The organism is Nucisporomicrobium flavum (assembly GCF_016464385.1).
Taxonomy (GTDB): domain Bacteria; phylum Actinomycetota; class Actinomycetes; order Mycobacteriales; family Micromonosporaceae; genus Actinoplanes; species Actinoplanes flavus_A.
The window spans coordinates 93687-117151 of record NZ_JADMLH010000023.1; the positions used below are offsets into that span (position 1 = coordinate 93687).

Genomic DNA, 23465 nt, shown 5'->3' on the forward strand with positions numbered 1-23465 from the left:
AACTTCGGCCATCCCTGACTAACGGAACACCGGGTCCGGGGGTGTTCGGCTTACCCCCTTGTAGTGAATTCCAGGCCAACGCCCAAGACGGCCGAATCCTTCGTGCGCAGTCCGACACCCGGGTGCGGACCCGTCGTTGACCCCGGGTGAATCGATCGTCTCTCAGCGATGCTCGGAGGACCCTTTGCTGCCCTCGCTCAAGGACCAACACTTTCTGATCACCGGCGGCACCGGGTCGTTCGGCCAGACCATGGTGGCCCGTCTGCTCGCCGCCGGTGCGGCCGAAGTGCGGGTCTTCAGCAGGGACGAGGCGAAACAGGACGACCTCCGCCGCCGGCTCCGCGACGACCGGGTGCGGTTCTACGTCGGTGACGTCCGCGACCTGGAGTCGGTCACCAAGGCGGCTCGCGGCGTGCAGTACGTCTTCCACGCAGCCGCCCTCAAGCAGGTGCCGTCCTGCGAGTTCTTCCCGCTCGAGGCGGTCAAGACGAACGTGCTCGGCAGCGCCAACGTCATCGAGGCCTGCGAGCGGAACGGCGTCACCTCGGCGGTCTTCCTCAGCACCGACAAGGCCGTGCAGCCCATCAACGCCATGGGCATCAGCAAGGCGTTGATGGAGAAGGTGGCCCAGGCCCACGCCCGCAACAACCCCAACGGCGCCACCAACGTCTCCTGCGTGCGTTACGGAAACGTCATGTACTCCCGCGGATCGGTGATCCCGCTCTTCATCGAGCAGATCCGCGCCGGCCAGCCGATCACGGTCACCGAGCCGAAGATGACCCGCTTCCTCATGTCGCTGGCCGAATCGGTGGACCTCGTCGAGCACGCGTTCACCCACGCCACCCCGGGCGACATCTTCATCCGCAAGGCGGCCGCCTCGACCATCGCGGACCTCGGCGAAGCCCTCTGCAACCTGTTCGGCGTCCCGTTCAAGATGAACATCCTCGGCGTCCGCCACGGCGAGAAAATGGCGGAGACCCTGGCCAGCCGCGAGGAGCTCGAGCACGCCCAGGACTTCGGCGATTTCTTCCGCGTACCCCTCGACACCCGCGACCTCAACTACGCCCTCTACTTCGAGGAGGGCGACGTCGAGCGGGAGCAGGTCTTCGACTTCAACTCGTCCAACGCGCCCCGCCTGACCGTGCCGGAGATCGAGTCCGTACTGCTCGGCCTCCCCGAGGTCCGCGCCCAGCTGGCCGCCGCCGACCGCCTCCCGGAATCGGTGACGGCATGACCGCATCCCTCGTCCTGACCGGCGCGGGCGGCTTCCTGGGCTGGCACGTCCGCGTCCTCGCCCGCAGCCTCGGCCTGCCGGAACCGACCACCATCGACCGGTCGACGCTCGCCAGCCCGGCCCGCCTCGCGGACGCCCTCGACGGCACCGACCGCGTAATCCACATCGCCGGCATCAACCGCGGCGAACCCGACGAGGTCGCCGCGGGCAACATCGAGCTGTCCCGCCAGCTCTGCGCCGGACTCCGGGCCTGCAGCACCCCACCAAAGGCGGTGGTGTTCGCCAACTCCATCCAGGCCGGCAACAACACGCCGTACGGTGACGGCAAGGCAGCCGCAGCGGTCCTGCTCTCCGAGACCACCCGCTGGCTCGGCTCGGACTTCGTCGACGTGCTGCTGCCCAACCTCTTCGGCGAACACGGCCGCCCCCACTACAACTCGGTCGTCGCCACCTTCTGCCGCGTCCTGGCTGACGGCGGGACGCCGCAAGTCAGCGGCGACCGAGAGCTCGACCTGCTGCACGCCACGGACGCGGCCGCGATCCTGCTGGGCACGACCGACGATCAGCCGACGGTGCGCCGCACCGTCCGGCAGCTGGCCGACCAGCTGGGTCGCTTCGCCTCGACCTACCGGACCGCCGAGATCCCCGAGCTCGCGGACCGCTTCGACGTACGCCTCTTCAACACGTACCGATCCCACCTCGCGCCGGCGCCGTACGGCCTCACCCGTCACGCGGACGCCCGGGGCAGCCTCGTCGAGACGGTCAAGGTGCACGGCGGTGGCGGCCAGACCTTCTGCTCGTCGACCGTGCCGGGCGTCACCCGCGGCCAGCACTTCCACTTGGCGAAGGTCGAACGCTTCGTCGTCGTGCGCGGCGAGGCGGAGATCTGCCTGCGACGGGTCCTGCACGATGACGTGCTGCGCTTCCGAGTCTCCGGCAAGGAGCCGGCGGTGGTCGACATGCCGACCATGTGGGCCCACAACATCACCAACGTCGGCGACGGCGAGCTGACCACGCTGTTCTGGTCGAACGACCTCTTCGACCCGGCCAACCCGGACACGTACGCGGAGCCGGTCGAATGAAGATCGGCATCGTCTCCCAGTGGTACGCCCCCGAACCGGTCGTCATCCCGGGCAATCTCGCCGAGGACCTGGTCGCCCGAGGTCACGAGGTCCGCGTTCTCACTGGCTTCCCGAACTATCCGGACGGCAAGATCTACCCCGGTTACCGACAGCGCTGGAACGAGCGGTCGCACGAGGCCGGCGTGGCCATCCGGCGCGTACCGCTTTACGCGAACCACGACTCGTCCGGCCTCCGCCGGGCGGCCAACTACCTTTCCTATGCGGCGACAAGCTCGGCGGCCATGCGTTTCCTCGGCGACGCCGACGTCGTCTACGTCTACCTGACGCCGGCGACCGTCTTCGCCGCGCCCGCCCTGCTGAAGGCCCTGCGCGGAATCCCGACGGTCATCCACGTGCAGGACATCTGGCCGGAGTCGGTCACCTCGTCCTCGATGGCGCCGTCCGGCCCGGTCGGCCGTACGGTCGAACGCACCCTCCACACCGTCATGCGTCGCATCTACCGCGCGGCGTCCGGCGTTGCGGTGATCGCCCCGACCATGCGCGAGATGGTCGTCGACCGCGGAGCAGATCCGGCCACCACCCGGGTCATCCTCAACTGGGCCGACGAGAGCCTGTTCCACCCGGTCGCCGCGACGCCCGCCGCGCGGCAGGACATCGGCTATCGCGACCGTTGCACGATCATGTACTCGGGCACCATGGGCCCGTTCCAGAACATCGAAGGGGCCGTACGAGCAGCGGCCAGCCTCTCCGCCAGCGGCGAGATCGACCTGGTCCTGGCCGGCTCCGGCACCGAGGAACAGGCGGCCCGCGACCTCGCCACCGAGCTGCGAGCGGACAACATCCGCTTCCTCGGCCGCCGCCCGATCGCCGACATGGCAGCCCTCTACGGAGCCGCAGACTTCCAGCTCGTCAGCCTCCGCAATCTGCCGATCTTCCAGGGCACGATCCCGTCGAAACTCCAGTCAGCGTTGGCCTGCGGCTCGCCCGTCGTGGTCTCCGTACCCGGGGACTGCGCATCGTTCGTGGAGACCAACGGCGTCGGTCTCGCCTGCCCGCCGGACGACTGGCGGCTCCTCGCGGACCGCTTCCGCCAGGCCGCAAAGCTCCCCGCCGACGAGCGCGCCCAGATGGCCCGTCGCGCCCGCACGGTCTACCAGACCCGGATGTCCCGCCAAGCCGGCATCGACCAGCTCGAAGAAATGCTGACCGAGGCCGCCGCAACCGGAAAGCGAAAGCCATGACCAAGGTGATGACCGTCGTCGGCACCCGCCCGGAGATCATCCGCCTCTCCCGGGTCATCAGCCGACTCGACGAAACCGTCGACCACGTCCTGGTCCACACCGGCCAGAACTGGGACCACATGCTCAGCGACGTCTTCTTCGAAGAACTCGAACTCCGCAAGCCGGACCGCTTCCTCGGCGTCGACACCTCGTCGCTCGGCCGGGTCCTCGGTGGCGTGCTGGCCGGCGTCGAGGAGGCCATCAAGGAGGAGCAGCCCGACGCGCTCCTGGTCCTGGGCGACACGAACAGCTGCATCGCGGCCTTGATGGCCCGGCGAATGAAGGTGCCGGTCTATCACATGGAGGCCGGCAACCGGTGCTTCGACCTGAACGTGCCGGAGGAGACCAACCGGCGAATGGTCGACCACGTCAGCGACTTCAACCTCGTCTACACCGAGCACGCCCGGCGGAACTTGCTGGCCGAAGGCCTTCATCCGCGGCGGATCATGCACACCGGCTCGCCGATGCGCGAGGTCCTGGAGCACTACCGGCCGAAGATCGAGGCCAGCAACGTGCTTGAGCGGCTGGACCTGACGGCCGGCGAGTACTTCCTGGTAAGTGCCCACCGCGAGGAGAACGTCGACGACCCGCAACGCCTTGGGCAACTGCTCGACTGCCTGCGGGCGGTCCGCGACCGGTGGGGTCTGCCGGTCCTGGTGTCGACCCATCCCCGGACGCGTAAGCGGCTTGAGGAACGGACCGACGACCCGGCCTCGATGGAGAACATCGTCTTCCACGAGCCATTCGGATTCTTCGACTACGTGCACCTTCAGACGAAGGCCAAGTGCACCCTATCGGACAGCGGCACTGTCAGCGAAGAGTCGGCTATTCTCCGCTTTCCTGCAATAACGCTTCGGGACTCAATCGAACGCCCCGAGGCTCTGGACGCTGGATCAATCGTCATGACCGGCCTTGAAGCTTCCGGTTTAATCGAGGCCATTGCTACGATTACAGAGTCGGACTCAATCCCCAACCCTCCCGCAGATTATGAAGTCGACAATACCTCTGGGCGAGTGCTGCACTTCATTTTGTCGACAGTGCGACGACACCACCACTGGCAGGGCATTAGGCGCGGAAAACGATGAGCAACACACGCGAGAACTCCTGCAATGTGTTATTGACAACCGCGTATTTTGAGCCCGGAAATCGCGCCGGCGGACCGGTTCGTTCGATCTCGCGAATCATAGACACCGCCGGAAGCCACATAACGATCAAGACCTTGACGCGCGATCGAGATCTGGGTTCACCAACGCCATACAGTGGACTCAGCGGAAAGTGGGTCTCGCGCGGATCGACAAAAGTATTTTATCTCAATACGTCGAGCGTGCGACAATGGTTTAAGCTCATAAAGCAGATCCAGCGACAGCGATTCACGTTTATATATTGCAACAGTTTGTGGGAGCCGCACTTTTCGGTCCTTCCCATTCTGGCAGCGAGATTGGGCTTAATCCCTGTCCGACGGATCCTACTCGCGCCACGCGGGGAACTTTCGCCTGGGGCACTCGGACTCAAGAGAAGAAAAAAAAGATCATTCTTAGCGGTATGGAAGCCTTTGCTAAGGTCCGACGCGGTTCTGTGGCACGCCTCGACCGACCTGGAGGCAGCAGACATTCGGCGAGTATGGCCGAAAGCAATGATCGAGGTCGTCGAGGATCAAATTGATCTACCGCTCGAACCCGCAATACCCGAAAGCATGCCGGAAGCGCCGCTAAAAGCCGTCTTCATCAGCCGAATATCTCCGATGAAGAATCTTCACACCACGCTGAGAGCCCTGTCTCTGTGCACTGATCCGATAACATTCTCAATATACGGACCAATCGAGGACGAGGCGTACTGGAATAAATGCCTAGAAATCATTCAGGGTATACCGATCAACATCGATGTATGCTACCGGGGGGTACTTCCAGCGGGAGCCGTCCGGGAAACGTTCACGAAGTACGATTTGTTCATCTTCCCAACTTTGGGTGAGAATTTCGGACACGTAATAGCAGAAAGCCTCTCTGCATCCTGCGCCGTCATCTGCTCCGACAAAACTCCGTGGAGTGACGTCCTTTCGGGCGGAGGAGGAATCGCGTTGAGTAGCCCCAGCGCAGATTTGCTATCGAAGGAAATTCAACGCTTTTCCCGGATGACGGCGGACGAAAGACGCGATCTTCGAATTCGAGTCGGCGATTCATACCGGCGATGGCGGCACCACACGAACGACGTAAATATCCTTGAGCGCGCAGTCCGGCGCTTGAACAGCAAAGGATTTTCCTCCTAATTATGACGAAGGTCGCCCTACTCACGCACGGCTACCGCTTAGGCGGTGGCGTACCTTCGGTAGCGAGGTGGCTGCGAGATTCACTCGAAGCTACCGGCCATTACAGCGTCGAGATCTACGACCTCGCGACCTCGAGCAACGACGGCCTCAGCCGCCGTCTTGCCCGTCCTCGATCATGGATGCGTCAGAGCCTCCAAGGCATCCAGTCATCCGAAGCCGAGGAACGCCATTGGGGAGCCAACAGCGTCGAGCTCGAGTTCATGCGCTACAGGCCGCGCAAAGAACTGACAGCGAAACTCAACCGATTCGATCTAGTTCAGGTGGTCGCCGGCTCGCCTGCATGGGGGGCAGTTGCGGCGAAGGTCGATGTGCCGGTCGTTCTACAAGTCGCAACCAGGGCCGTCTGGGAGCGCAAGTCACAGATCGGTTCATGGAACGGCCTTTCCCGACCCTGGCGCCGAAGCATGACTGCCGCAACGACTCGCATCGAGGATTCCGCGGTTCGTATGGCATCCACCGTTCTAGTCGAGAACTCATCGATGCTGGAATACGTCCAGGCCGCTGGCCAAAGTAAGGTGATGATCGCCCCACCCGGTGTGGATGTGTCGACTTTCGCACCTCATCCAGCGGGATGGCAGAAGAGTGGGCCAATTCTCTCGGTTTGCCGTTTGAGTGATCCCCGCAAAGGTCTAGACCGCCTTCTGAACGCATACTCGAAGGTTCGGCGCAGCCTTAAAGGCGCACCCGGGTTGGTACTCGCCGGCCGTGGACCTTTTCCGGATGACCTTCGAGCACAGATTGAAGCACTGGGAATGGGACCCCATGTTTTAGTTCGAGCCGACGTTCATCCCACCGAACTTCCCAATCTCTATCGCTCCGCGTCCGTCTTCATTCAGGGCTCACACGAGGAAGGATTGGGGCTGTCCGCATTGGAGGCGATGGCAAGCGGACTTCCGGTGGTCTCTACTGAAACCCATGGCGCGAGAGAAATGGTGGAACCAGAGCTCACTGGCCACCTGGTGCAGCAGACTTCCGAGGATGCCGTCGTTTGCGGTATTGCTAGGCGCATCCAGGAAGTCCTCGAGGTTGATGGAGAAAAAATGAGCGGGATGGCGCGTGAGCGTTGCGTTCAGCTATTCTCGTCGGACGCAACTCTGAGGGCGTTCACGCGCACGTACGACAGCCTGCTCAATGCGTAGTCTCCTGATTTTCTCGAACCTTCGCCAAATGTTACCTGTCGCATGATTGCACTCGCCGAGATTCGCAGGCTCGCCAGCTCCTGGCGCGCTCGGACGGCGCTGCTCACTAACGTGCTATCAAGCATCGGCAACCTTGTTCTCGCTATCGCTATCGCGCGCAGCAGCTCTACCAATGACCTCGGCAAATTTGCGGTGGCGTTTTCGGTCTACACGCTCGCAGTTGGACTAGCACAAGCCCTGGTCGCAGAGTCGCTCCTCGCCCGACGGGCCTGTCGGCCGCAGCAGCATGCAGGTGCACGACGCGCTCTCCTGATAGGTGCAGTCGGCGGTGCGCTTCTTGTTGCCATGGCTTTATGGGGCAGGTCGACGTTCTTCTTTACGCTCGGCCTCTGTCTCCCAGGGCTTGTCCTATATGACTATGTCAAGGCTATGAGCCTAGCCACTGGTGAAGCACGTGTTGCTCTGACCCAAGAGTCCGTGTGGACAGCAGTAGTCCTCACGTTTTCTGGGCTAACATTCACTGGCTACGTTACAGGTATTGGGGTGTTCATTGCCTGGTCGCTGGTTGGGTGTGTCGCTGGATGTGCGAGCGCACACAGAATCGGTTTCTCCCTCAAGCCGGGTTGGCCACAAACTGAAGACAACACGAGCACCTCGGTAAGCTTCGGAGTCGACTACCTCGCAGGAGCCGGCTCCGCACAGCTGACTACCGCAATCCTAGCTTCTGTTGCTGGTACGGTCACCGTGGGCGCTTTGCGGGCCGCAGGCACTCTGCTCGGTCCGATTACTCTGCTTTTAGGCACGGCCCGGGGCTTGCTTATTCCATATCTCGCACGCGTCCGCGATGCGCCGCCACAGGCAAGGCTTCGAGCGGCCTTGACAGCCACCTGTTTGCTTATAACCCCGATCGTTCCAATCGCGGGTGGCCTAATTTTTCTGCCAGATTTCCTTGGATACCAGATCGCAGGGATAAGTTGGCAATTCGCTGCACCTTTGATTCCAGCGCTCGCCCTCGAAGTAATCCTCGCCGCGGTCAGTGCCGTTGCTTTTGCTGGCCATCGAATTGAGGCGGCCAGCCGACGAACACTCATCGTCCGGCTGTGCATTGCCCCCGCTCGAATTACTGCGATCGCGATCAGCGGTGTCGTTGCAGGTGCATTAGGGGCAAGCATAGCCATGGCTGCCACGGCAGCCGTAGGTGCTTTGGTCTGGTGGTGGAGCTATACGAGAATCCTTAGCGAAGGAAGGCACGCATGACAGTCCGAAGGGTCGGAGTAGTCGGCCTAGGAGAAGCCGGAAACTTCGGCGACGACTTGATTTTGATCGCAATTAGTCAAGCAATTACGTCCGCTCTCACCGACTCTGAAATCTCTTTCACGGGCTACGGATACCGGCTCGACTGGCCCTCGATCTCCACCCAATTGGGCACCGATCTCTCGCCGCATGCCAAACGAAGCAGTCGAGATCTCCCGGGCTCTCAGCAAGACGCTCGGCTGTTCTCGGATTGCGATGTCGTACTCTTTGGGGGCGGAGGCCTTTTCGAGACAAGCCACCATCCGTACAGGCCGTATCATTGGCTTAGGTACTTGCCACGCACGAAGCCTTTGATTCCGGTTCTTGCAGTCGGAATCGGAATCGGTCCACTCACGCGGAAGTGGCAAGCTAAGTTAAGGAGTCTAGGATCACCTTTTACTGACTGCTACCTTCGGGATGCTGAGTCGATCGAATACGCGCGGACGAGACTCGGTTGGGAGGCCCAACGTTGTCACGATTTTGTAGATGCAGCGTTTCTTCGACAATTCGGTCTCGTTCATTCTTCTCAACACGACAATACCGCCCGCCGACTTGGCGTCGCGGTCCGTGCCTGGCCCGGATTAGGGCCAAGCACGCTGGCTGCGCACATAGATAACGTTGCAACACGTGAAGACGTGGATTCGATCAATTTTTACGTTCTAGAAGCGCCAGGAGACCGAGGCCCTGATGTCCCATTCACCGAAGCGGTGATGGCTCATCTGCGCCACAGGCGTACGACCTTGCGTAAGTATCGCGGCGCCGAGATTGTAGATTTCATAAGGGACATGAACGCCTGCAGCGTTGCAATATCGATGAAGCTCCATTCAAGTGCAGTGTGGGGCGCCGCCGACGTTCCAATGTATCCGATTTTCTACGCGCCTAAAACGGCCAGTATGTTCGGAAAGCCATACCGGGGTCTCGAAGTCCTTGACACCAAGCTGAGGCCGATCGCGGATGACCCCTCCGTGCCGCCTTCCCGGCGCGTAGTTTACGACTGGCTGAACGCCATAGACGAAGGGCACGTTGGACGGTCGAGAACCACATTGAATTCTGTCGGCTCTCTCAAATATCAGGGCCTTAGCCTAGCTTGGAACGTCAAACAGCGAGCCAGCCAGGCCATTTCCTCCCCGTCCTCCTGAACCCAGACGCCACTCGGTCACGTCACGGGTCGCCTGAAAACGGAGTAGCTGTGAGTCAACTTGCCGGTATTCGCTTATGGGGCTCTGCGGCGGACGACCACGCCGCACTTCAGCGACCTATGACCAAGCTTCTCCAACGTTACCCAGTCACCGTCGTGATGCTGGCTCCTTACGTCGCGCTAATTCTTCCTCAAGCACTTATGTACAAGAATCCGGAGACGTCATTCCTCTTCTGGCTCGTTGGCCTTGCTGTATTAGGGGCTACCGGATTGGAGACCGTCTTCTTTCTTGTACGCTCGCCTTACAGAAGCGCCATGGACGCGACGTCCGCAAACGGCAAGTATGGCCAAGCAATGACAGTAGCGCGGGCGGTTTGCTCGGTGAGCATCGCGGCTGATGCGGCGAATGCATGGTTCGGAGGCGGTACGGTATTTACGCAGGTCTCTGGACAAGCTGCCAGCTCTCCTGTAGTAAGCGCGACATCGCTATTGTCGAGCTGGAAGTACGTGGCGGTGGGCCTGCTCATGTCTGTGGCGCTAGGAAAGTCGGCTCCCCGCAATTCTGTATATCGATGGCTAATAGCGTTGGTAGCATGTCAAGTTTTCGTCACCGCCCTCACCGCGCGAACTCAACCTGTTATTGGGTTCCTTACTTTCGTCGGACTATTCGGCTTGCTGTTGGGCGTGGTGCGCCTACGGTTCATGATGATCGGAGTAGTTGTTATACTCCTCGTTTGGCCTACGGTCTTCGCAATACGGAATGAGATCCGCGAGAAGGGTGGCGTTGCCGTCTCTGAGGACGTGTCTGCTGAGGACCGACTCAGGTTTGACTTACAGATCGCCGGTGTGGCCAAGTTCAAGGTTCCTGCTCCCGTGCCGGGCCGGCCTGGGGTCGACGAGATGTTGAGGTACGGCCTTATCCCTCGCTTCCTGGACGCAGACCGGCCGCTTCTCTCTACTGGTGCTCGCATTAATAGCTATCTCGGCGGCGATGAGACCTCGTCGTATACGTTCTTGCCGCTGGGAACGATATATTTCCTCGACGGACCCGACGGCGTGGTCCTTTTTTTCGCGTTGTGGTCATTCATCGTCCTGCTGCTCCTAAGAACCGGAAATCCTGGCCCCGGAGCGGTCAAATTATGCATCCTGAGTCTAGCGATCGCCGGGCCTCTTGGATGGACAAACACATACCCAGACTCGATCGCTGCCTTCATACAAAGCATGGTGTCAGCAGGCCCGATTCTCGTTGCACTCATAGTCCTACGTCGGCGCAGTATGCGCTCTAACGCAATCAGAGCGGCTAAGCTTGGGCGGACAGCCTGTTAACATATTGTCCTTTCGTCCGCCGACCCCGGTGAACCGGCGAACACCGATTCGCCCTACCACCTAACCGCTTCTTCTCGGACGATTGTTCCCTTCCCAGAGTTAGAGATCATCCGATATGAGGTGTTGCGCGGTGTTCGACGTGGTGACGGAGCCGTAGTCGGACCGTGTCGTGGATGGGGATGCGGCTGAACTCGGATGGGTCAACGAACCGCACGTCGGTGGACTCGTCGCTGACGGCCAGGGCGCCACCAATGGCTCTGCCGTACAACGTGATGTTGAATTCTTGGCGGACTTCGCCGTCGGCGTAGGCGATCACGTGCTGCGGGTCGGTGTAGATGCCGAGCAGTCCGGCGATCTCGATCTCCAGGCCAGTCTCCTCCTTGACCTCTCGCACCACGCATTCGCTGAGGGTCTCGCCGATGTCCATTGTGCCGCCGGGCAGCGCCCAGTTCCCGGAGTCGGCGCGGCGTTGTAGCAGCACTCGGCCTTGGTCGTCGACGACCAGTGCGGAACCTCCGGGCACGAGGCTGTTGGCTCGCGGTGCGGCCGGATCGTGGTAGTAGTCGCGCCGGCTGCTCACGATGCCGCCTCCGGCGGGTAGGCGGTAGTGGTCTGCCAGACCTGTTCGAACTGGTCGGCGAACGAGGCGAAGATGCCGTACGGCGATAGTTCGCGCAGATGCAGCGCGGGGTGTTGGTACCCGCGGGCGCGATACAGATGCGGCGTGACGATCATCTGGTTGTCGAAGCGGAACACCGAGTTGTACAGGTGCACCGCATGCAGCCCGATCGCGATGCCGTCCACTTGATGCAATGGTTCGCAGAAGTTGAGCGCGTTGCGGATCCGGCCGGGCAGAGTCCCGCCGATCTGTTCCAGGGCGTCCCGTTCGACCACGTGCGCGCTGTCGGGGTCGGCGAAGGCGAGGCGGATGCGGGCTCCGGCGGCGGCTTTGTCGGTCAGCCGCTGCATGGTGTCGGGCAGCAGTTCCAACACGAACGGGTAGGCGTAGCCGAGGATGTCGATCCGTTCGGTCGCGCCGGACAGCAGTGCGGTCCACAAGCTCTGGGGGATGTCAGCGCGGTGCCCCCAGGCGCCGACGACCTCGGCTGTGGCATCGGCGCCGGGTGCCTGATCGGGGCGGGTTTGCGGCCACAGGTCGGTTTCAGATTCGCCCAGCACGTCTGCGACAGCCAGGCGGGTGCGCTGTCGGGGCACGCGGCCGGAGAGCCAGCGGGTGACGGTCTTGGTGTCAACGCCGACGGCGGCAGCGAGCCCGGACGGGTCGAGGTTCTTGCGTAGCAAGGCGCTGCGAAGTCGCTGGCTCATAGAGGCACGGTAGTGGACCTTTGAGGGACGCTAAAAGGTCATTGAAGTGTCCGCACAGACGGTATCCGGGACGTTCCTGTGCCGGTGTGCTCTTCGTAGGTTGGTGAATAGATGCCCTGCCGGTGGGTGCCACCGAGGGTGAGGGGCGCGCAGTTGCAGGCCGCACCGGAAATACTTCGGCTGCATGGTTGGCTCGGTGCCCCTCACCCTCACATGAATTGAGCGGCTTGCCTCAGCGGGCCGGTACGCCCTTCACGATCGTGTCGCTCGGCACCGGTCTGACCACGCATGCCCCGGCACCAACCGTCGCGCCGGCTCCCAGAGCCAGGCCCTGAAGCACCGCCGCTGTGGTACCGATCAGGACCCGCTCCCCCAGCCGGCAATCCCCAGACACCGCCGCCAGTGGATTGACCTGGACGAAGTCGCCCAGCTCACTGTCATGCCCCACCGTCGCGTTCTGGTTGAGGTGGACGTGGCGTCCGAGCGTCACGTTGGTCGTCACGCGGGCACCCGCGAATAGCACCACACCTTCGGCGAAGTCATTGCCCAGCCCGACGGTCGCATCCGGATGGATCAGCGGTGCGGTAGCGCCCCGCGAGGCGCCAATCTTTGCGGCAACCTTCGCACGCACCCGAGGATCCCCGATCCCGATGACGTATCGAACCTCGTCGGGCATCCCGGCGAGCTGCCCGACATCCCCTAGAAACGGAACTCCTAGCCGCTCGAGCCGGCCAAGATTGACCTCACTGGGCGAGTCGTCCACGAAGCCGAGGACCTTCCACGGCTCCCCCGACACCTCGTTGATCGCCTGCACGACGCCGTAGATCTCGCGGCCGTGACCGCCGCACCCCACAATGACCAACGGCTCAGACACGAGCCACCCCGCGGAACCGTCCCCGGCTTCCCGTGAACTCCGGCATGGTGACCTCTCCCTCCGCCGCGATCCCATCTCGGCGAAGAACGGTCGTGAAGGTCTCGACCATGATCCGGAGGTTCAGCCGCAACGTCCGGTGGTCGACGTACCAGACGTCGAGGTCGAACTTGTCCTCCCAGGACAGGGAGTTCCGGCCCCGCACCTGAGCCAGCCCCGTCAGCCCAGGCCGCACCTCATGTCGGCGAGCCTGCGTAGGCGTGTAGAGATCGAGATACCGCACGAGCAACGGTCGAGGCCCGACCAAGCTCATGTCGCCCTTCAAGATGTTGATGAAGGTCGGCAGCTCATCCACGCTGGTAGCCCGCAGAATCCGCCCCAGCCGAGTCATCCGGTCAGCGTCAGTAATCAGCCCACGGGCATGATCCACATCCCGCATGGTCCGGAACTTGACCATCGTGAAGACCCGGCCATGCAGGCCAGGCCGTGCCTGGCGGAAGAAGACCGGCGTCCCCAGCCGCCAGGCGACCAGAACCGCCACCGCCAGGATGAGCGGCGCGGTCAGCGTCAGCATCGCCAGCGAGACCACGATGTCGACCGTTCGCTGGATCCGGTCGTGCAGGCGTACGCGGTCGATCATCAGTTCCTCCCCAGGAACTCCGTGATGGTCTCGAGGATTCGCTGCCGGTCGTGCTCGGTCAGGACCGAGCCGCTGGGAAGCGTGAGGCCCTGCTCGAACAGCCGCTCCGACGCCCCGCTCAGGACGGCCCGCGCCCCGGCGAAGACCGGCTGGAGGTGCATGGGTTTGAAGACCGGCCGGGTTTCGATGTTCTGGCCGGCCAGGTGCTGGGCCAGGTCCGAGGCTTGCCATCCGGCCCTCGAGGGGTCGACGACGATGCTGGTGAGCCAGCAGTTGGCCTCGTCGTCCGCGCCCAGCAGCTCAACACCATCAACGCTGGCGAAGACCTTCGCGTACGCGTCTCGCAGGGCGCGGCGGCGGGCGATCATCTCGTCCAGGCGGCTCAGTTGGGCCCGGCCGAGGGCGGCCAGGAGGTTGCTGAGCCGGTAGTTGTAGCCGATCTCCTCGTGCTGGTAGTGCGGGACCGGTTGCCTGGCCTGGGTGGACAGGTGCCGGCAGCGCTCGATCAGCGCGCGGTTGTCCGACAGCAGCATTCCGCCGCCGGACGTTGTCATTATCTTGTTGCCGTTGAAGGAAATCACGCCGGCTGCGCCGAATGAGCCGGCCGGTCGACCCCGATAGGAGGAGCCGAGAGATTCGGCCGCGTCTTCGATGAGGGGTACGCCGAACTGGTCACACAAAGGGATTAGCTCGTTGTAGTCGGCGCAGGTGCCGAACAGGTCGACCGGCATGACCGCACCGATGGTCCGGCCTTCGGCGCGGAGCTCCGCGATGGTTTGCGCGACCAGAACCGGGTCGATGTTGCCGGTCTGCGGATCGCAGTCCACGAAGACTGGGTCCGCCCCGGTATACGCGACTGCGTTGGCGGTGGCGGCGAACGTCAGCGTGGGGACGATGACCGCCTGACCTGCGCTGGCGCCGCACGCGAGGAGCGCGAGGTGGAGGCCGGCCGTGCCGGAGCTGACCGCGACGGCATGGGCGACTCCGGCGCGGGCGGCGACCTCGCGTTCGAAGGCGTCGACCGCGGGGCCGGCCGGGGCGACCCATCCGGAGCGGAGGGCCTCGACGACGTATGCCTCCTCGAGTTCACCGACGTCGGGGGCGGACAGGAGGATTCGTCCGGTCATCGTGGTGCATCCTTTCCGGAGCGCTCAGAGAAGGGGAAGCCGTTGACGGCCGATCGATTCGGAATGCTTTTCGTGTGCCATGCGAACCTGTGCCGCTCACCTTTGGCGGAGCGGCTTGCGCGCCGTGCTTTCGACGACGCGTTCGGCACTGCAGCGGCCGAAGTCGTCACGGCGAGCGCCGGCACGAGGGCGTACGATGGCTCGCCCATGCACCGTGGCAGCGCCCAGGTGCTGGCTGAGTGCGGCGTCGATGCGGAAGGCTTCGTCAGCCGTACGGTCAATGCCGCGATCTTGCGGGGCGCCGACCTGGTGTTGACCGCCACGCGGGACCAGCGGTCGGCCTGCCTCACGCTCGAGCCGAGCGCCGTCCGTCGCATTTTCACGCTGCGGCAGTTCGCTCGCTTCGCCGCTGCGGTGCCGCCCATCACCGACGGCACGGTTCCCGGTCGGCTGCGGCGGCTGGTGGGCGAGGTCAATGCCAGCCGGCACCTTGCTCCGGGCGTACCCGGGGATGCGGATGATCTTCCCGACCCGGTGAACCAGCCGATCGACGCCTTCCGCGTCTGCGCGGAAGATGTTTGGGGGTCGTTGCGGACGATCGTCGGGGTCATCGGTGCCGCTTGATCGGGGGTACGGCGGCCGTGCCCTCGTAGTGACCGTCCTCGACCTTGCGGTAGATGCTCAGGTCGGTCGTGGGGGTGTCGATGGCGTCCACTGTGCGCTGATGCCGTGACGGCCTGACCTCGGTTCGGACCGGGATGGGGTTGTAGTCCCGCCGGAACGGTGAGGCGGGCAGCGGCTGGTTGGTCGCCGGTGCCGGCACGCGCGGGGTGGGCGCGGCCACGGCCTCGGGCGCCTCGGACGTCTCGGTCGTGTAGCTGTAGTAGGCGTACGAGCCGGCGCTCTTGGCCGGCGTCATGTTCAGGACGCAGCCGTGCAGCTTGGCGCTGACCTTGGCCAGCGCGGCCGCTGCCGTGGCGGCTTGCGAGACCGTGGTCTTGGCGTGGCGGGAGACCAGGAGGCAGCCGTCCGCCAGCGTCGACATCACCGCGGCGTCGGTGACCGGCAGCAGGGGCGGCGTGTCGATGAGGATGACGTCGAAGGCCGTGCCCAGTGCGGTCAGCAGGTCGGCCATGTTGCCCGAGCCGAGCAGCTCGCTGGGGTTCGGCGGGACGTAGCCGCTGGGCAGCACCCACAGGCCGCTCTTGCCCCACGACTGCACCACGTCGCGGACTTTCGCCTGGCCGGCGAGCACGTTGGTGAGGCCGACGGCGCCTTCCAGGCCGAGGTACTCGGCGATGCGCGGGCGGCGCAGGTCGGCGTCGATGATGATGACCCGCTTGCCGGCCTCGGCGAATGCGATGCCGAGGTTGCACACGGTCGTGGACTTGCCTTCGCCGGGCAGCGCGCTGCTCACGACGAGGCTGCGCAGCGGCCGGTCCACGTTGACGAACTGGAGGTTGGTGCGCAGCTGGCGCATCGCCTCGGCGCGGGTCGACTGCGCGCTGCCCTCGGTGATCAGCGGGGCCTTCTCCGCCTTGCGGTCGAACGGGATGGCGCTGAGCACCGGCGCCGACGCCGCGTCGTGCAGTGCTTCCGGCGTACGGATCGTGCTGTCCAGCGATTCCCGCAGGGCCGCCGCGCCGACACCGATGATCAGACCAAGGGCAACGGCCAACCCCACATTGCGTACGGGCTGAGGCGACACGGGCGCATCGGCCAGCTTCGGCTCCGCGATGATCTGTACGCCGACCGTGGATGTCTTCGAGCCGGGCGGGGTCTCGAGTTTGCTGATCAGCTCGGGGAACTGGGCGGCCAGCCGCTGGGCCAGGCGCAGCGCCCGGGCCCGGTCGGTGTCCGTCACGGTGGCCTCGACGAGGACGGTGTCCGGCACGACCTGCGCGGTGACCTCGCCTTGGATCTCCTCGGCGGTCAGGCCCGTGGACTCCTGCACGGCGATCGCTTGCGCCAGCCGGTTGCTCGTGAGCACGTCCACGTACGACTTCACCCGCTGCTGCGCGAACTGCCCGCCCTGGAACGCCTGCGTCACCTCGGTGCCGCGGGTGCTCACGAAGAACGTGACCGACGCCGCGTACTTCGGCGGGGTGAGGAGGGTGACGGTGACCGCCACACCGACCGACACCGCGATTGCCCCTGCGACCAGCCACCATCTCTTCCGTACGGCGCGCAGGTAATCGCGCAGGTCCATCCGGTTGCCTCCTCTATTCGTGTCCCGGTATCCGCCGTCCGGTCAGCCGGAACCGGCCGAACTGCGCATGTGTGGGGTCATCGGTTGCGCGTTGTCCCGTACGAACCCGCGTGCACAACCGGGGCTCATCACGGTTAACGCCCCATAGCGCTTCCGATGATGGTTTGCCGCGCAGAAACTCCGACGGATTCCGGGATTCACCCATAAGAGGCAGCATGAATTTGCCAGCGCCGCTGAGGCCAGGCAAAACCGCTGGTCAGGGCCGTTGTGGCCACACGCAACCGATTGACACCCGTGTGTGACCTGCGCTTTGACGAACAGCCGATCACCGTGGCCGGTGATCGGCATTCGGTCGTGTCCGGAATGGTGATGAACCGATATCCGGCGCCGATCTTCTGTCCCGCCGGTGGGCGGCCGGCGGTACGTCCCCTCGACCGGGAGGGGGGGTGAGGCCCGGCACCGGAGTTGATCGGGGGACATGAGCTTTCCCGGTGCACTCGAACGGCTGACATCGCAACGAGTACGGGCTCGAGCCCGTTGAACGTTGAGCGTTACTACATCATTCGGAAGAGGCAGCTATGAGCCGCAATCGGGCTATCGCGTTTCTCACCTCGGTCTTCGCCGCCCTGGCGCTGACCATGGGGCTGACGGCCTTCACGGCGACCGCGGCGTCGGCCACGCCTGGTGGCTATGGCCAGTACCCCCCGCCGCCGCCGTCGCTGGTGGTCAACAAGGGCGTCGTCAAGTACGGCGTGGTCGTCAAGGCCACCGGCCGCCAGTACAAGGGCAAGGAGAAGGTGTCCATCACCATCACCTTCCGCCCGAAGAACTCGAACCGCTGGCGGACCGTCAAGACGACCTCCGTGTACGCCGACAAGAAGGGCAAGTTCACGTACAACGTGAAGACCTTCGCCGCCGGCATGCTCTGCATCACGGCCAAGGGCAAGAGCTCCAAGAAGAGCGCTTCGGCAGCGGTCTACGTGATCGACAAGAAGAAGGGCGGCGGCTGGACCATCCGCCGCGCGTCCTTCACGACCGGCGCCACCACGGGCGTACAGAACACGCCCGTGTCGGTCAACGGCAGTGAGTCGCAGCCGAACGGCGCCTGGCTCGCAGCCGCGGGCCTGGGCGTGCTGGCCCTGGCCGGCAGCACGGTCATCACCCGCCGCACCATGCGTCGGCGCAAGGTCAGCTGACACCCTCAGCTGAGCAGCAAGCTGGCCCGCATCCCACCCGGGGTTGCGGGCCAGTGGCGTTCCTCCGGCCTGTCACCGTCCGGCTCGGTCGCCGCGATTTCCTGCCGGCCAGGCACGTCAGCTGCGCGTGGCGACGTGGGCTCGAATCAGCTCGACGCGGGTCCGATGCTGCCTCGCGGCTCGGGAGCCGGGCCGAAATGGAACGTGCCGCTGAAGTCTCGACCCTGCAATACTGGACCGCTCACCTGCGCCGATCCACTCACCACATTGTGAACGTCACTCGTCGACGAGGCGGATTTCAGCCACGTTCTCACGTCGGCGTCGAAAACCGGATCACTCTCGGCCTGGCCCGCCAAGACGGCCGAGATGACGCGTGTCGCCTCTTCACCAACGATCTCTGTCTCACATTGGGCCAGGATTTGTGGTCGATCTTGCCGGCCGACCGTCGCGCGATCAACAAGTGTGCGAAAGGCTTTCCAGGCGTCCGTTCCCGCGGCCGCAGCAGTGGCAGTCACCGCGGAAGTAATCGCTGCCAGCAGCGCCGGGTCCATGAACTTCTCCCACGTCTGAACTCCCACGGCGAGATGTCCATACACCCTACCAAGCCCACACCACCCAGACGGCATCCGCCAGCAGACCACTCGCTAGGGTAAAAGATCAGCAGTCCAATGTGGCTACTGGCCGCAAACAAACACCGGAACCTTGACATCCTCTCACGCGGTGACTTAGGGAGTTCTTATCGATACCTGTCAGCCCTGCGCGAGGAGCCGGCAATGACATTGAAGGTTGTCAGCACGACCGGGTGCAACGGTGGGACCTGCCCCACCGTCTACGAGACCGAATCCGGCGACTTCATCGTCCAAGGATTCGTGGTCGAGGACTCCGGCACCATGGGCGAGATCGGCGTCGTGCCCGCAGGCGAGAGCATCGTCCGCGTGCCGCGACAGTTGCTGAGCAACCTTCCCCACAAGGAGTGAAGTGGAAGACCCGACGTCATTCGAATATCTCATGGAACACTTCCGCACAGCCGCCTTCAGATTGGAGGTCCGGAGGTCGTACGGCATCCCGTCGGAAGACGCCGCCTTCCAGACATTTCTAGCCGGCGACGATCCAGGAGCCGATTGGCTGAGCGACTGGCTCGGCGGCGTCCGAGAGAAGACCGCAGCCGGTAGGAGGATCGAGCGGGTACGGGTCGTCGACGAACCTCCAAGCAACTTCCTGCGCTTCGAGTTGTCCGTCACGCCCTACAACCTCGAGGCGGGAGAAGACATTCGCTATCTGCCGCGAGGCGCCGCAGAGGAACTCGCGCTCCCGAACGAAGACTTCTGGCTCTTTGACGCTCGCGCTGTCCTCATCCTGAACTTCAATGACGACGATCAGTTCAGTGGGACGAAACCGATTACCGATCCGGTAAAAGTGGCACCGTACGCTTCGGCCCGCGAAGTGGCGTGGCGAAACGCACTTTCATACCAGGCGTACCTGTCCATCATGAACAATCAGAAAATTGGGCATAGGTGACCTCTGTCTGGACCGCAGAACTCATCACCCTGCGCGCAATGTCCGGCGCTGACTGGGAGTATTACAGGCGCTTCAACGCCAGCTCTCAGGATTCACGCAGCGTGTACATGATCGAGCCACCGAAATCCGACGAGGCGTACCGGCGCGAGGCCACCGAAGTCGCCGATAATTTCCCGCGCGGAGACACTCTCGCGCTCGGTATCGAGCGGAACGACCAGCGCATTCTCGTCGGCGCTTGCTCCACCCGAAAGGTCGACCCGAGAGCCGGCAGCTTTGAGTACGGCGTGGCGATCGAGAGGTCGCACCAGCGGCAAGGCTTCCCCTCTGAGGCAGCCGTGCTGTTGCTTCGGTACATGTTCGACGAGCGCCGTTATCACAAGTGCACGGTTTCGATCTACGACTTCAACCATGCATCGATCGCCTTGCACGGGTCGCTTGGATTCGTCGACGAGGGACGCCTCCGAGAGCAGGAGTTCTTTCAAGGCCGTTACTGCGACGTGGTCGTCATGGGCATTCTGGACACCGAGTTCAGAAGAAAGTTTGGCAGCGGCGAGGCTTCAGATGACTGACTTCGACACTGGATCGCCAGTCACACCGCCGCTGCGGAACGACTTCTCCGGGCGGGCCGATACAGTCGTTCAGGCTGGCACTGTGGGCGGCACCTTCAATCTGCAGATGCCGCGCAAGCTCGGCTCTCCGCGGCCGCGGCAGCTACCACCGTCGGTGCCCGCCTTCGTCAACCGTACGTTCGACCTGCGCAGGTTGGACGCCGCTCTGGATCGATCGCTTGGCGCCTCTGGTGCGGAGAACTCCGCGGTCGTCATATCGGCTCTCTCCGGACCGGCCGGTGTAGGAAAAACCGCTCTGGCGGTGCACTGGGCTCATCACGCGCGCAACAGATTCCCGGACGGTGACCTGTTCGTCAACCTGCGTGGATACGACGCCGCCCTGCCCACCCCGCCTCAGCAGGTGCTCGAATCATTCCTGCGCGCCCTCGACGTTCCGGCCAGCCGCATTCCGGCGAACCTCGATGAGCAGGCGGCGCTCTACCGCTCTCTGCTCGATGGACGGCGGATGCTGGTGCTGCTGGACAACGCGTCCAACGCGGAGCAGGTACGCCCGCTGCTGCCGGGAACACGATCTTGCGTTGTGGTGATCACGAGTCGCAGCCGACTGTCAGGCTTGGTCATCCGGGAGGGAGCCGGCCGTATGGTTCTTGATGCTCTTACCCCTGACGAGGCGGTCACCTTGCTGGGGGAAATTTTGGGCTCGGACCGCATCCGGGCAGACCCTGAGGGTGCGAGGTTCCTTGCCGAGCAATGCGCGTACCTTCCGCTCGCCCTGCGCATAGTCGCCGAGAAGGCCGGCGCGGAACCTGGTATGGCGCTCGGCGAGCTGGCGGACCAGCTGGCGTCCCAGCGAAGGCGGCTCGATGCCTTCGCTGTGGACGATGACCTGTCCGAGATACGTGCGGTTTTCTCCTGGTCATACCAGGCGCTTCCCGGCGATGCCGCACGCGTGTTCCGGCTGTTGGGCGCCCACATCCCGCCTGACATCGACACTCCCGCAGTCGCCGCGCTGGCTCAACTGCCCGTTGACGAAGCACGACGAAGCCTCAGTGCTCTCTCGGACATTCACCTGCTGGTCCGTACCGATGCCGACAGGTTCCGGATCCACGACCTGCTCCGCGCGTACGCCGTCGAACGCTTCGAGACCGAGGAGCCGGAGGCGCAACGCCTGGCTGCCAGCCGCCGCCTGCTGGACTGGTTCTTCGCGGCTGCCTACGAGAGCTACCGGGCCATCCTGCCGCAGGGTCGGCTCTTCGCACAGGTCGAGTTCGGCCGGGACGCGGCGACGCTGCCCGTGTTCACCGATCAAGCTTCGGCGCTCAAGTGGTGCGAAAGCCAGCATGCGAACCTGATGGCTGCGATCACCATGGCCGAGGATCTACGGTTCGACGACCTGGTGTGGAAAATTGCCGTGTCGTGCATGGCTTTTCTGGAGCGCCTCTCATACCGGACCGACTGGATCCTGAGTCATGAGAAGGCGGTCGCTGCGACGAGGCGCCTTCGGGACAGAGCCGCCGAGGGCTTCGTCTTGATGCTGCTGGGTGACGCGTACTGGTTCCGCGGACGCCTGAATGATGCGTTATCCACGTACCAAAGTTCCGTGGCGGCCAGTCGGGACGCTCACGACAGGTGGACCGAGGGTTTCGCGCTCAGAGGTAGTGGTCTCGTACACCAGGATCTGGGCAATTTCGCCGAAGCGACGGCGCGTTCCGAGGAAGCTCTCGGAGTCTTCCGGCTGATCGGCGAGACGCGCGGTGAGGCGATGAGCCTGCTGAGCATCGGCAACGGCCTGAGCGGCCTCGGCCGCCTGGACGAAGCCCTGGCGAAGTACGGTGAGGCGCTTCAGGTGTGTGAGCGGATCGCAAACCCCTGGATCCCCGGCATGGTGTCGAACCAGATCGGCCGCGTGCACGCCGCTCAGGGCCGGCATCTCCAGGCCATCGAGGACTTCAAGGCGGCCATCGAGATCTTCGAGGGCCTCAAGGACCATCGGCACCTCAGCTTCGCGCTTCGCGACATCGGGACCTCGTACCTCGCCACCGACCAGCTCGCTGCGGCGCGCTCCAGCTGGCAGCTCGCCCACGACCTGCTCACGAATCTCGACGATCCTGAGGCGGGGTCCCTCGCCGCGAAGATCGCATCCTTGCCGTCCTGACCTCGACCAACCACTTTCTGCATCAACCAACAAAGAAGAACCCGTCCCGGCTTGCGCCGAGACGGGTTCTTCTCACGAACGGTAAGGCGACGGGCCAGGGAACGTCTCGCGGGCCGCGACGCAGGCTCGCTTACCCGCAGTTGGCCCAGGTGCTGGTGAAGTTGGTTCCCTTGGAGTAGCCGAAGTAGCGGACGCACTTGCCCTTGCTCCGCTGCTTCACCGGCCCGGCGTAGTACGTGTACGCGCCCGTGTCGTACGCCCAGGAGCCACCCTTGACCTGCAGCCCGGCGGTCACCTTCGTGGCCTTGCCCAGCGACGCGGTCTTCAGGGTCACGACGCAGGTCGTCGTACCGTTGTAGAGCTGGTAGGTCGTGGCTCCGGGCAGCGCGTGCGAGCGCTGGACCTTGTAGCCGCTGCCGCAGACGCCCTTCGCGGTGTACGGGTTCGCCGCGTACGCCGGGGCGGACACGCCGGCGAGCATCATCGAGCTGGCCGCGAGAACGGCGCCCACCCCACCCAGCATCCGGCGGCGCAGTCGGTTCGCGTTGATGGCCATGAAGACTCCCTCTCAGCACTGGAATCGGACAGGGCTATTTTGCCCATTAAGTCCGTTTCACACCCCTCCAGGGGTGCACACGAACGAGCCGCCCGGCAGAGGTCTGCCGGGCGGCTCGGGTGGTCGGTGTGGGGAATCAGCGCAGCGTGACGTTGAAGACCGGGTTGGCGGCCAGCGTACGGAACGCGGCCAGGTTGGCCTTCGTGCTGTCGATGCTGATGTCGCGGTCGCCCTGGTCGTCGTGCGAGGTGTCGAAGTACACGATCGCCTTGATGTTCGGACGCTTGGCCAGCTCCGGCAGCACGCTCTTGAACCCGGCAGTCTTGTCCGTCACCTTGCCGACCCGGTGGTACACGCCCCACTCAGCAACCATCAACGGCTTGCTCGCGTGCTTGGTCGTCGCCCAGTCATAGAAGTTCATCCCGTTGGCCGGCTTGCGGTCGAGCAGGTCAGCGAACATCCCGTAGTGGTAATAGCCCTTCT

General features: G+C 63.8%; 22 protein-coding genes and 1 pseudogene. 14 read left to right on the forward strand and 9 right to left on the reverse strand.

All coding sequences use genetic code 11. From position 1 onward, the window contains the following. Window positions 1–184 precede the first annotated feature (184 nt). The 8 genes from IT780_RS36275 (at window position 185) to IT780_RS36310 (ending at window position 10815) form a co-directional block, all read left to right on the forward strand. Window positions 185–1234 carry a polysaccharide biosynthesis protein gene (locus tag IT780_RS36275; protein ID WP_307831566.1) on the forward strand — a complete coding sequence of 350 codons (1050 nt, stop codon included), beginning with the start codon at window positions 185–187 and terminating at the stop codon, window positions 1232–1234. Continuing rightward, complete coding sequence (locus IT780_RS36280; RefSeq protein WP_199516376.1) at window positions 1231–2316, forward strand: polysaccharide biosynthesis C-terminal domain-containing protein; 1086 nt, start codon at window positions 1231–1233, stop codon at window positions 2314–2316. Before IT780_RS36275 ends, IT780_RS36280 begins: the two co-directional genes overlap by 4 nt. After that, on the forward strand, window positions 2313–3557 hold the full coding sequence (locus IT780_RS36285; protein ID WP_199516377.1) for a glycosyltransferase family 4 protein: 1245 nt from the start codon (window positions 2313–2315) through the stop codon (window positions 3555–3557). Before IT780_RS36280 ends, IT780_RS36285 begins: the two co-directional genes overlap by 4 nt. Further along, entirely contained in the window at window positions 3554–4681 is a 1128-nt protein-coding gene (wecB, locus tag IT780_RS36290; protein ID WP_199516378.1) for a non-hydrolyzing UDP-N-acetylglucosamine 2-epimerase, read from the forward strand. The genes IT780_RS36285 and wecB overlap by 4 nt, the downstream gene beginning before the upstream one ends. Window positions 4682–5229: 548 nt before the next feature. Then, on the forward strand, window positions 5230–5859 hold the full coding sequence (locus IT780_RS36295; protein WP_199516379.1) for a glycosyltransferase: 630 nt from the start codon (window positions 5230–5232) through the stop codon (window positions 5857–5859). A gap of 2 nt (window positions 5860–5861) precedes the next feature. After that, window positions 5862–7058 carry a glycosyltransferase family 4 protein gene (locus IT780_RS36300; protein ID WP_199516380.1) on the forward strand — a complete coding sequence of 399 codons (1197 nt, stop codon included), beginning with the start codon at window positions 5862–5864 and terminating at the stop codon, window positions 7056–7058. A 1253-nt stretch (window positions 7059–8311) separates the two neighbouring features. Further along, the gene (locus tag IT780_RS43560; RefSeq protein WP_199516381.1) at window positions 8312–9490 is read left to right on the forward strand and encodes a polysaccharide pyruvyl transferase family protein; all 1179 of its coding nucleotides are present in this window, start codon (window positions 8312–8314) and stop codon (window positions 9488–9490) included. A 119-nt stretch (window positions 9491–9609) separates the two neighbouring features. Further along, window positions 9610–10815: a hypothetical protein gene (locus IT780_RS36310; RefSeq protein ID WP_199516382.1), complete on the forward strand. Its 1206-nt coding sequence runs from the start codon at window positions 9610–9612 to the stop codon at window positions 10813–10815. Between the two features lie 106 nt (window positions 10816–10921). Here the strand turns inward: IT780_RS36310 and IT780_RS36315 are convergent, their stop codons facing one another. The 5 genes from IT780_RS36315 to IT780_RS36335 all read right to left on the reverse strand — a co-directional run bounded on the left by IT780_RS36315 (window position 10922) and on the right by IT780_RS36335 (window position 14779). Further along, window positions 10922–11395 (reverse strand): NUDIX domain-containing protein, encoded by a 474-nt coding sequence (locus IT780_RS36315; protein WP_199516383.1) that lies wholly within the window; start codon window positions 11393–11395, stop codon window positions 10922–10924. Next, on the reverse strand, window positions 11392–12141 hold the full coding sequence (locus IT780_RS36320) for a helix-turn-helix domain-containing protein (protein ID WP_199516384.1): 750 nt from the start codon (window positions 12139–12141) through the stop codon (window positions 11392–11394). The genes IT780_RS36315 and IT780_RS36320 overlap by 4 nt, the downstream gene beginning before the upstream one ends. 232 nt (window positions 12142–12373) lie before the next feature. Next, window positions 12374–13015: a NeuD/PglB/VioB family sugar acetyltransferase gene (locus IT780_RS36325; protein ID WP_199516385.1), complete on the reverse strand. Its 642-nt coding sequence runs from the start codon at window positions 13013–13015 to the stop codon at window positions 12374–12376. Continuing rightward, entirely contained in the window at window positions 13008–13652 is a 645-nt protein-coding gene (locus tag IT780_RS36330; RefSeq protein WP_199516386.1) for a sugar transferase, read from the reverse strand. The genes IT780_RS36325 and IT780_RS36330 overlap by 8 nt, the downstream gene beginning before the upstream one ends. Beyond that, entirely contained in the window at window positions 13652–14779 is a 1128-nt protein-coding gene (locus IT780_RS36335) for a DegT/DnrJ/EryC1/StrS family aminotransferase (RefSeq protein WP_199516387.1), read from the reverse strand. The genes IT780_RS36330 and IT780_RS36335 overlap by 1 nt, the downstream gene beginning before the upstream one ends. A gap of 42 nt (window positions 14780–14821) precedes the next feature. Between IT780_RS36335 and IT780_RS36340 the strand changes: the two genes are divergently transcribed. Next, the gene (locus IT780_RS36340) at window positions 14822–15403 is read left to right on the forward strand and encodes an arsenate reductase/protein-tyrosine-phosphatase family protein (protein ID WP_233414070.1); all 582 of its coding nucleotides are present in this window, start codon (window positions 14822–14824) and stop codon (window positions 15401–15403) included. On the opposite strand, the gene IT780_RS36345 is transcribed toward IT780_RS36340, so the two are convergent. Then, window positions 15387–16988, reverse strand: a complete 1602-nt coding sequence (locus IT780_RS36345; protein WP_199516388.1) for a tyrosine-protein kinase domain-containing protein — start codon at window positions 16986–16988, stop codon at window positions 15387–15389. The genes IT780_RS36340 and IT780_RS36345 overlap by 17 nt on opposite strands. A gap of 578 nt (window positions 16989–17566) precedes the next feature. Here IT780_RS36345 and IT780_RS36350 point away from each other — a divergent pair. Further along, a complete protein-coding gene (locus IT780_RS36350) occupies window positions 17567–18184 on the forward strand; it encodes a hypothetical protein (protein ID WP_199516389.1) in 618 nt (205 codons plus the stop codon). Window positions 18185–18330: 146 nt separating this feature from the next. On the opposite strand, the gene IT780_RS36355 is transcribed toward IT780_RS36350, so the two are convergent. Then, window positions 18331–18735: a hypothetical protein gene (locus IT780_RS36355; protein WP_199516390.1), complete on the reverse strand. Its 405-nt coding sequence runs from the start codon at window positions 18733–18735 to the stop codon at window positions 18331–18333. Window positions 18736–18957: 222 nt separating this feature from the next. Here IT780_RS36355 and IT780_RS36360 point away from each other — a divergent pair, with 222 nt between their 5' ends. From IT780_RS36360 to IT780_RS36375, 4 genes are read left to right on the forward strand one after another with little or no spacing between them, the layout of a single operon-like run. Further along, complete coding sequence (locus IT780_RS36360; RefSeq protein WP_199516391.1) at window positions 18958–19161, forward strand: hypothetical protein; 204 nt, start codon at window positions 18958–18960, stop codon at window positions 19159–19161. Between the two features lies 1 nt (window position 19162). Beyond that, window positions 19163–19702: a DUF6879 family protein gene (locus IT780_RS36365; protein ID WP_199516392.1), complete on the forward strand. Its 540-nt coding sequence runs from the start codon at window positions 19163–19165 to the stop codon at window positions 19700–19702. Then, complete coding sequence (locus tag IT780_RS36370; RefSeq protein ID WP_199516393.1) at window positions 19699–20271, forward strand: GNAT family N-acetyltransferase; 573 nt, start codon at window positions 19699–19701, stop codon at window positions 20269–20271. The genes IT780_RS36365 and IT780_RS36370 overlap by 4 nt, the downstream gene beginning before the upstream one ends. Then, the gene (locus tag IT780_RS36375) at window positions 20264–22426 is read left to right on the forward strand and encodes an ATP-binding protein (RefSeq protein ID WP_199516394.1); all 2163 of its coding nucleotides are present in this window, start codon (window positions 20264–20266) and stop codon (window positions 22424–22426) included. The genes IT780_RS36370 and IT780_RS36375 overlap by 8 nt, the downstream gene beginning before the upstream one ends. 130 nt (window positions 22427–22556) lie before the next feature. On the opposite strand, the gene IT780_RS36380 is transcribed toward IT780_RS36375, so the two are convergent. Together IT780_RS36380 and IT780_RS36385 are read right to left on the reverse strand one after the other, a co-directional pair. After that, window positions 22557–22982: a hypothetical protein gene (locus IT780_RS36380; RefSeq protein ID WP_199516395.1), complete on the reverse strand. Its 426-nt coding sequence runs from the start codon at window positions 22980–22982 to the stop codon at window positions 22557–22559. 136 nt (window positions 22983–23118) lie between these two features. Then, a pseudogene (locus IT780_RS36385) lies at window positions 23119–23465 on the reverse strand (CBM96 family carbohydrate-binding protein); the annotation flags it as partial.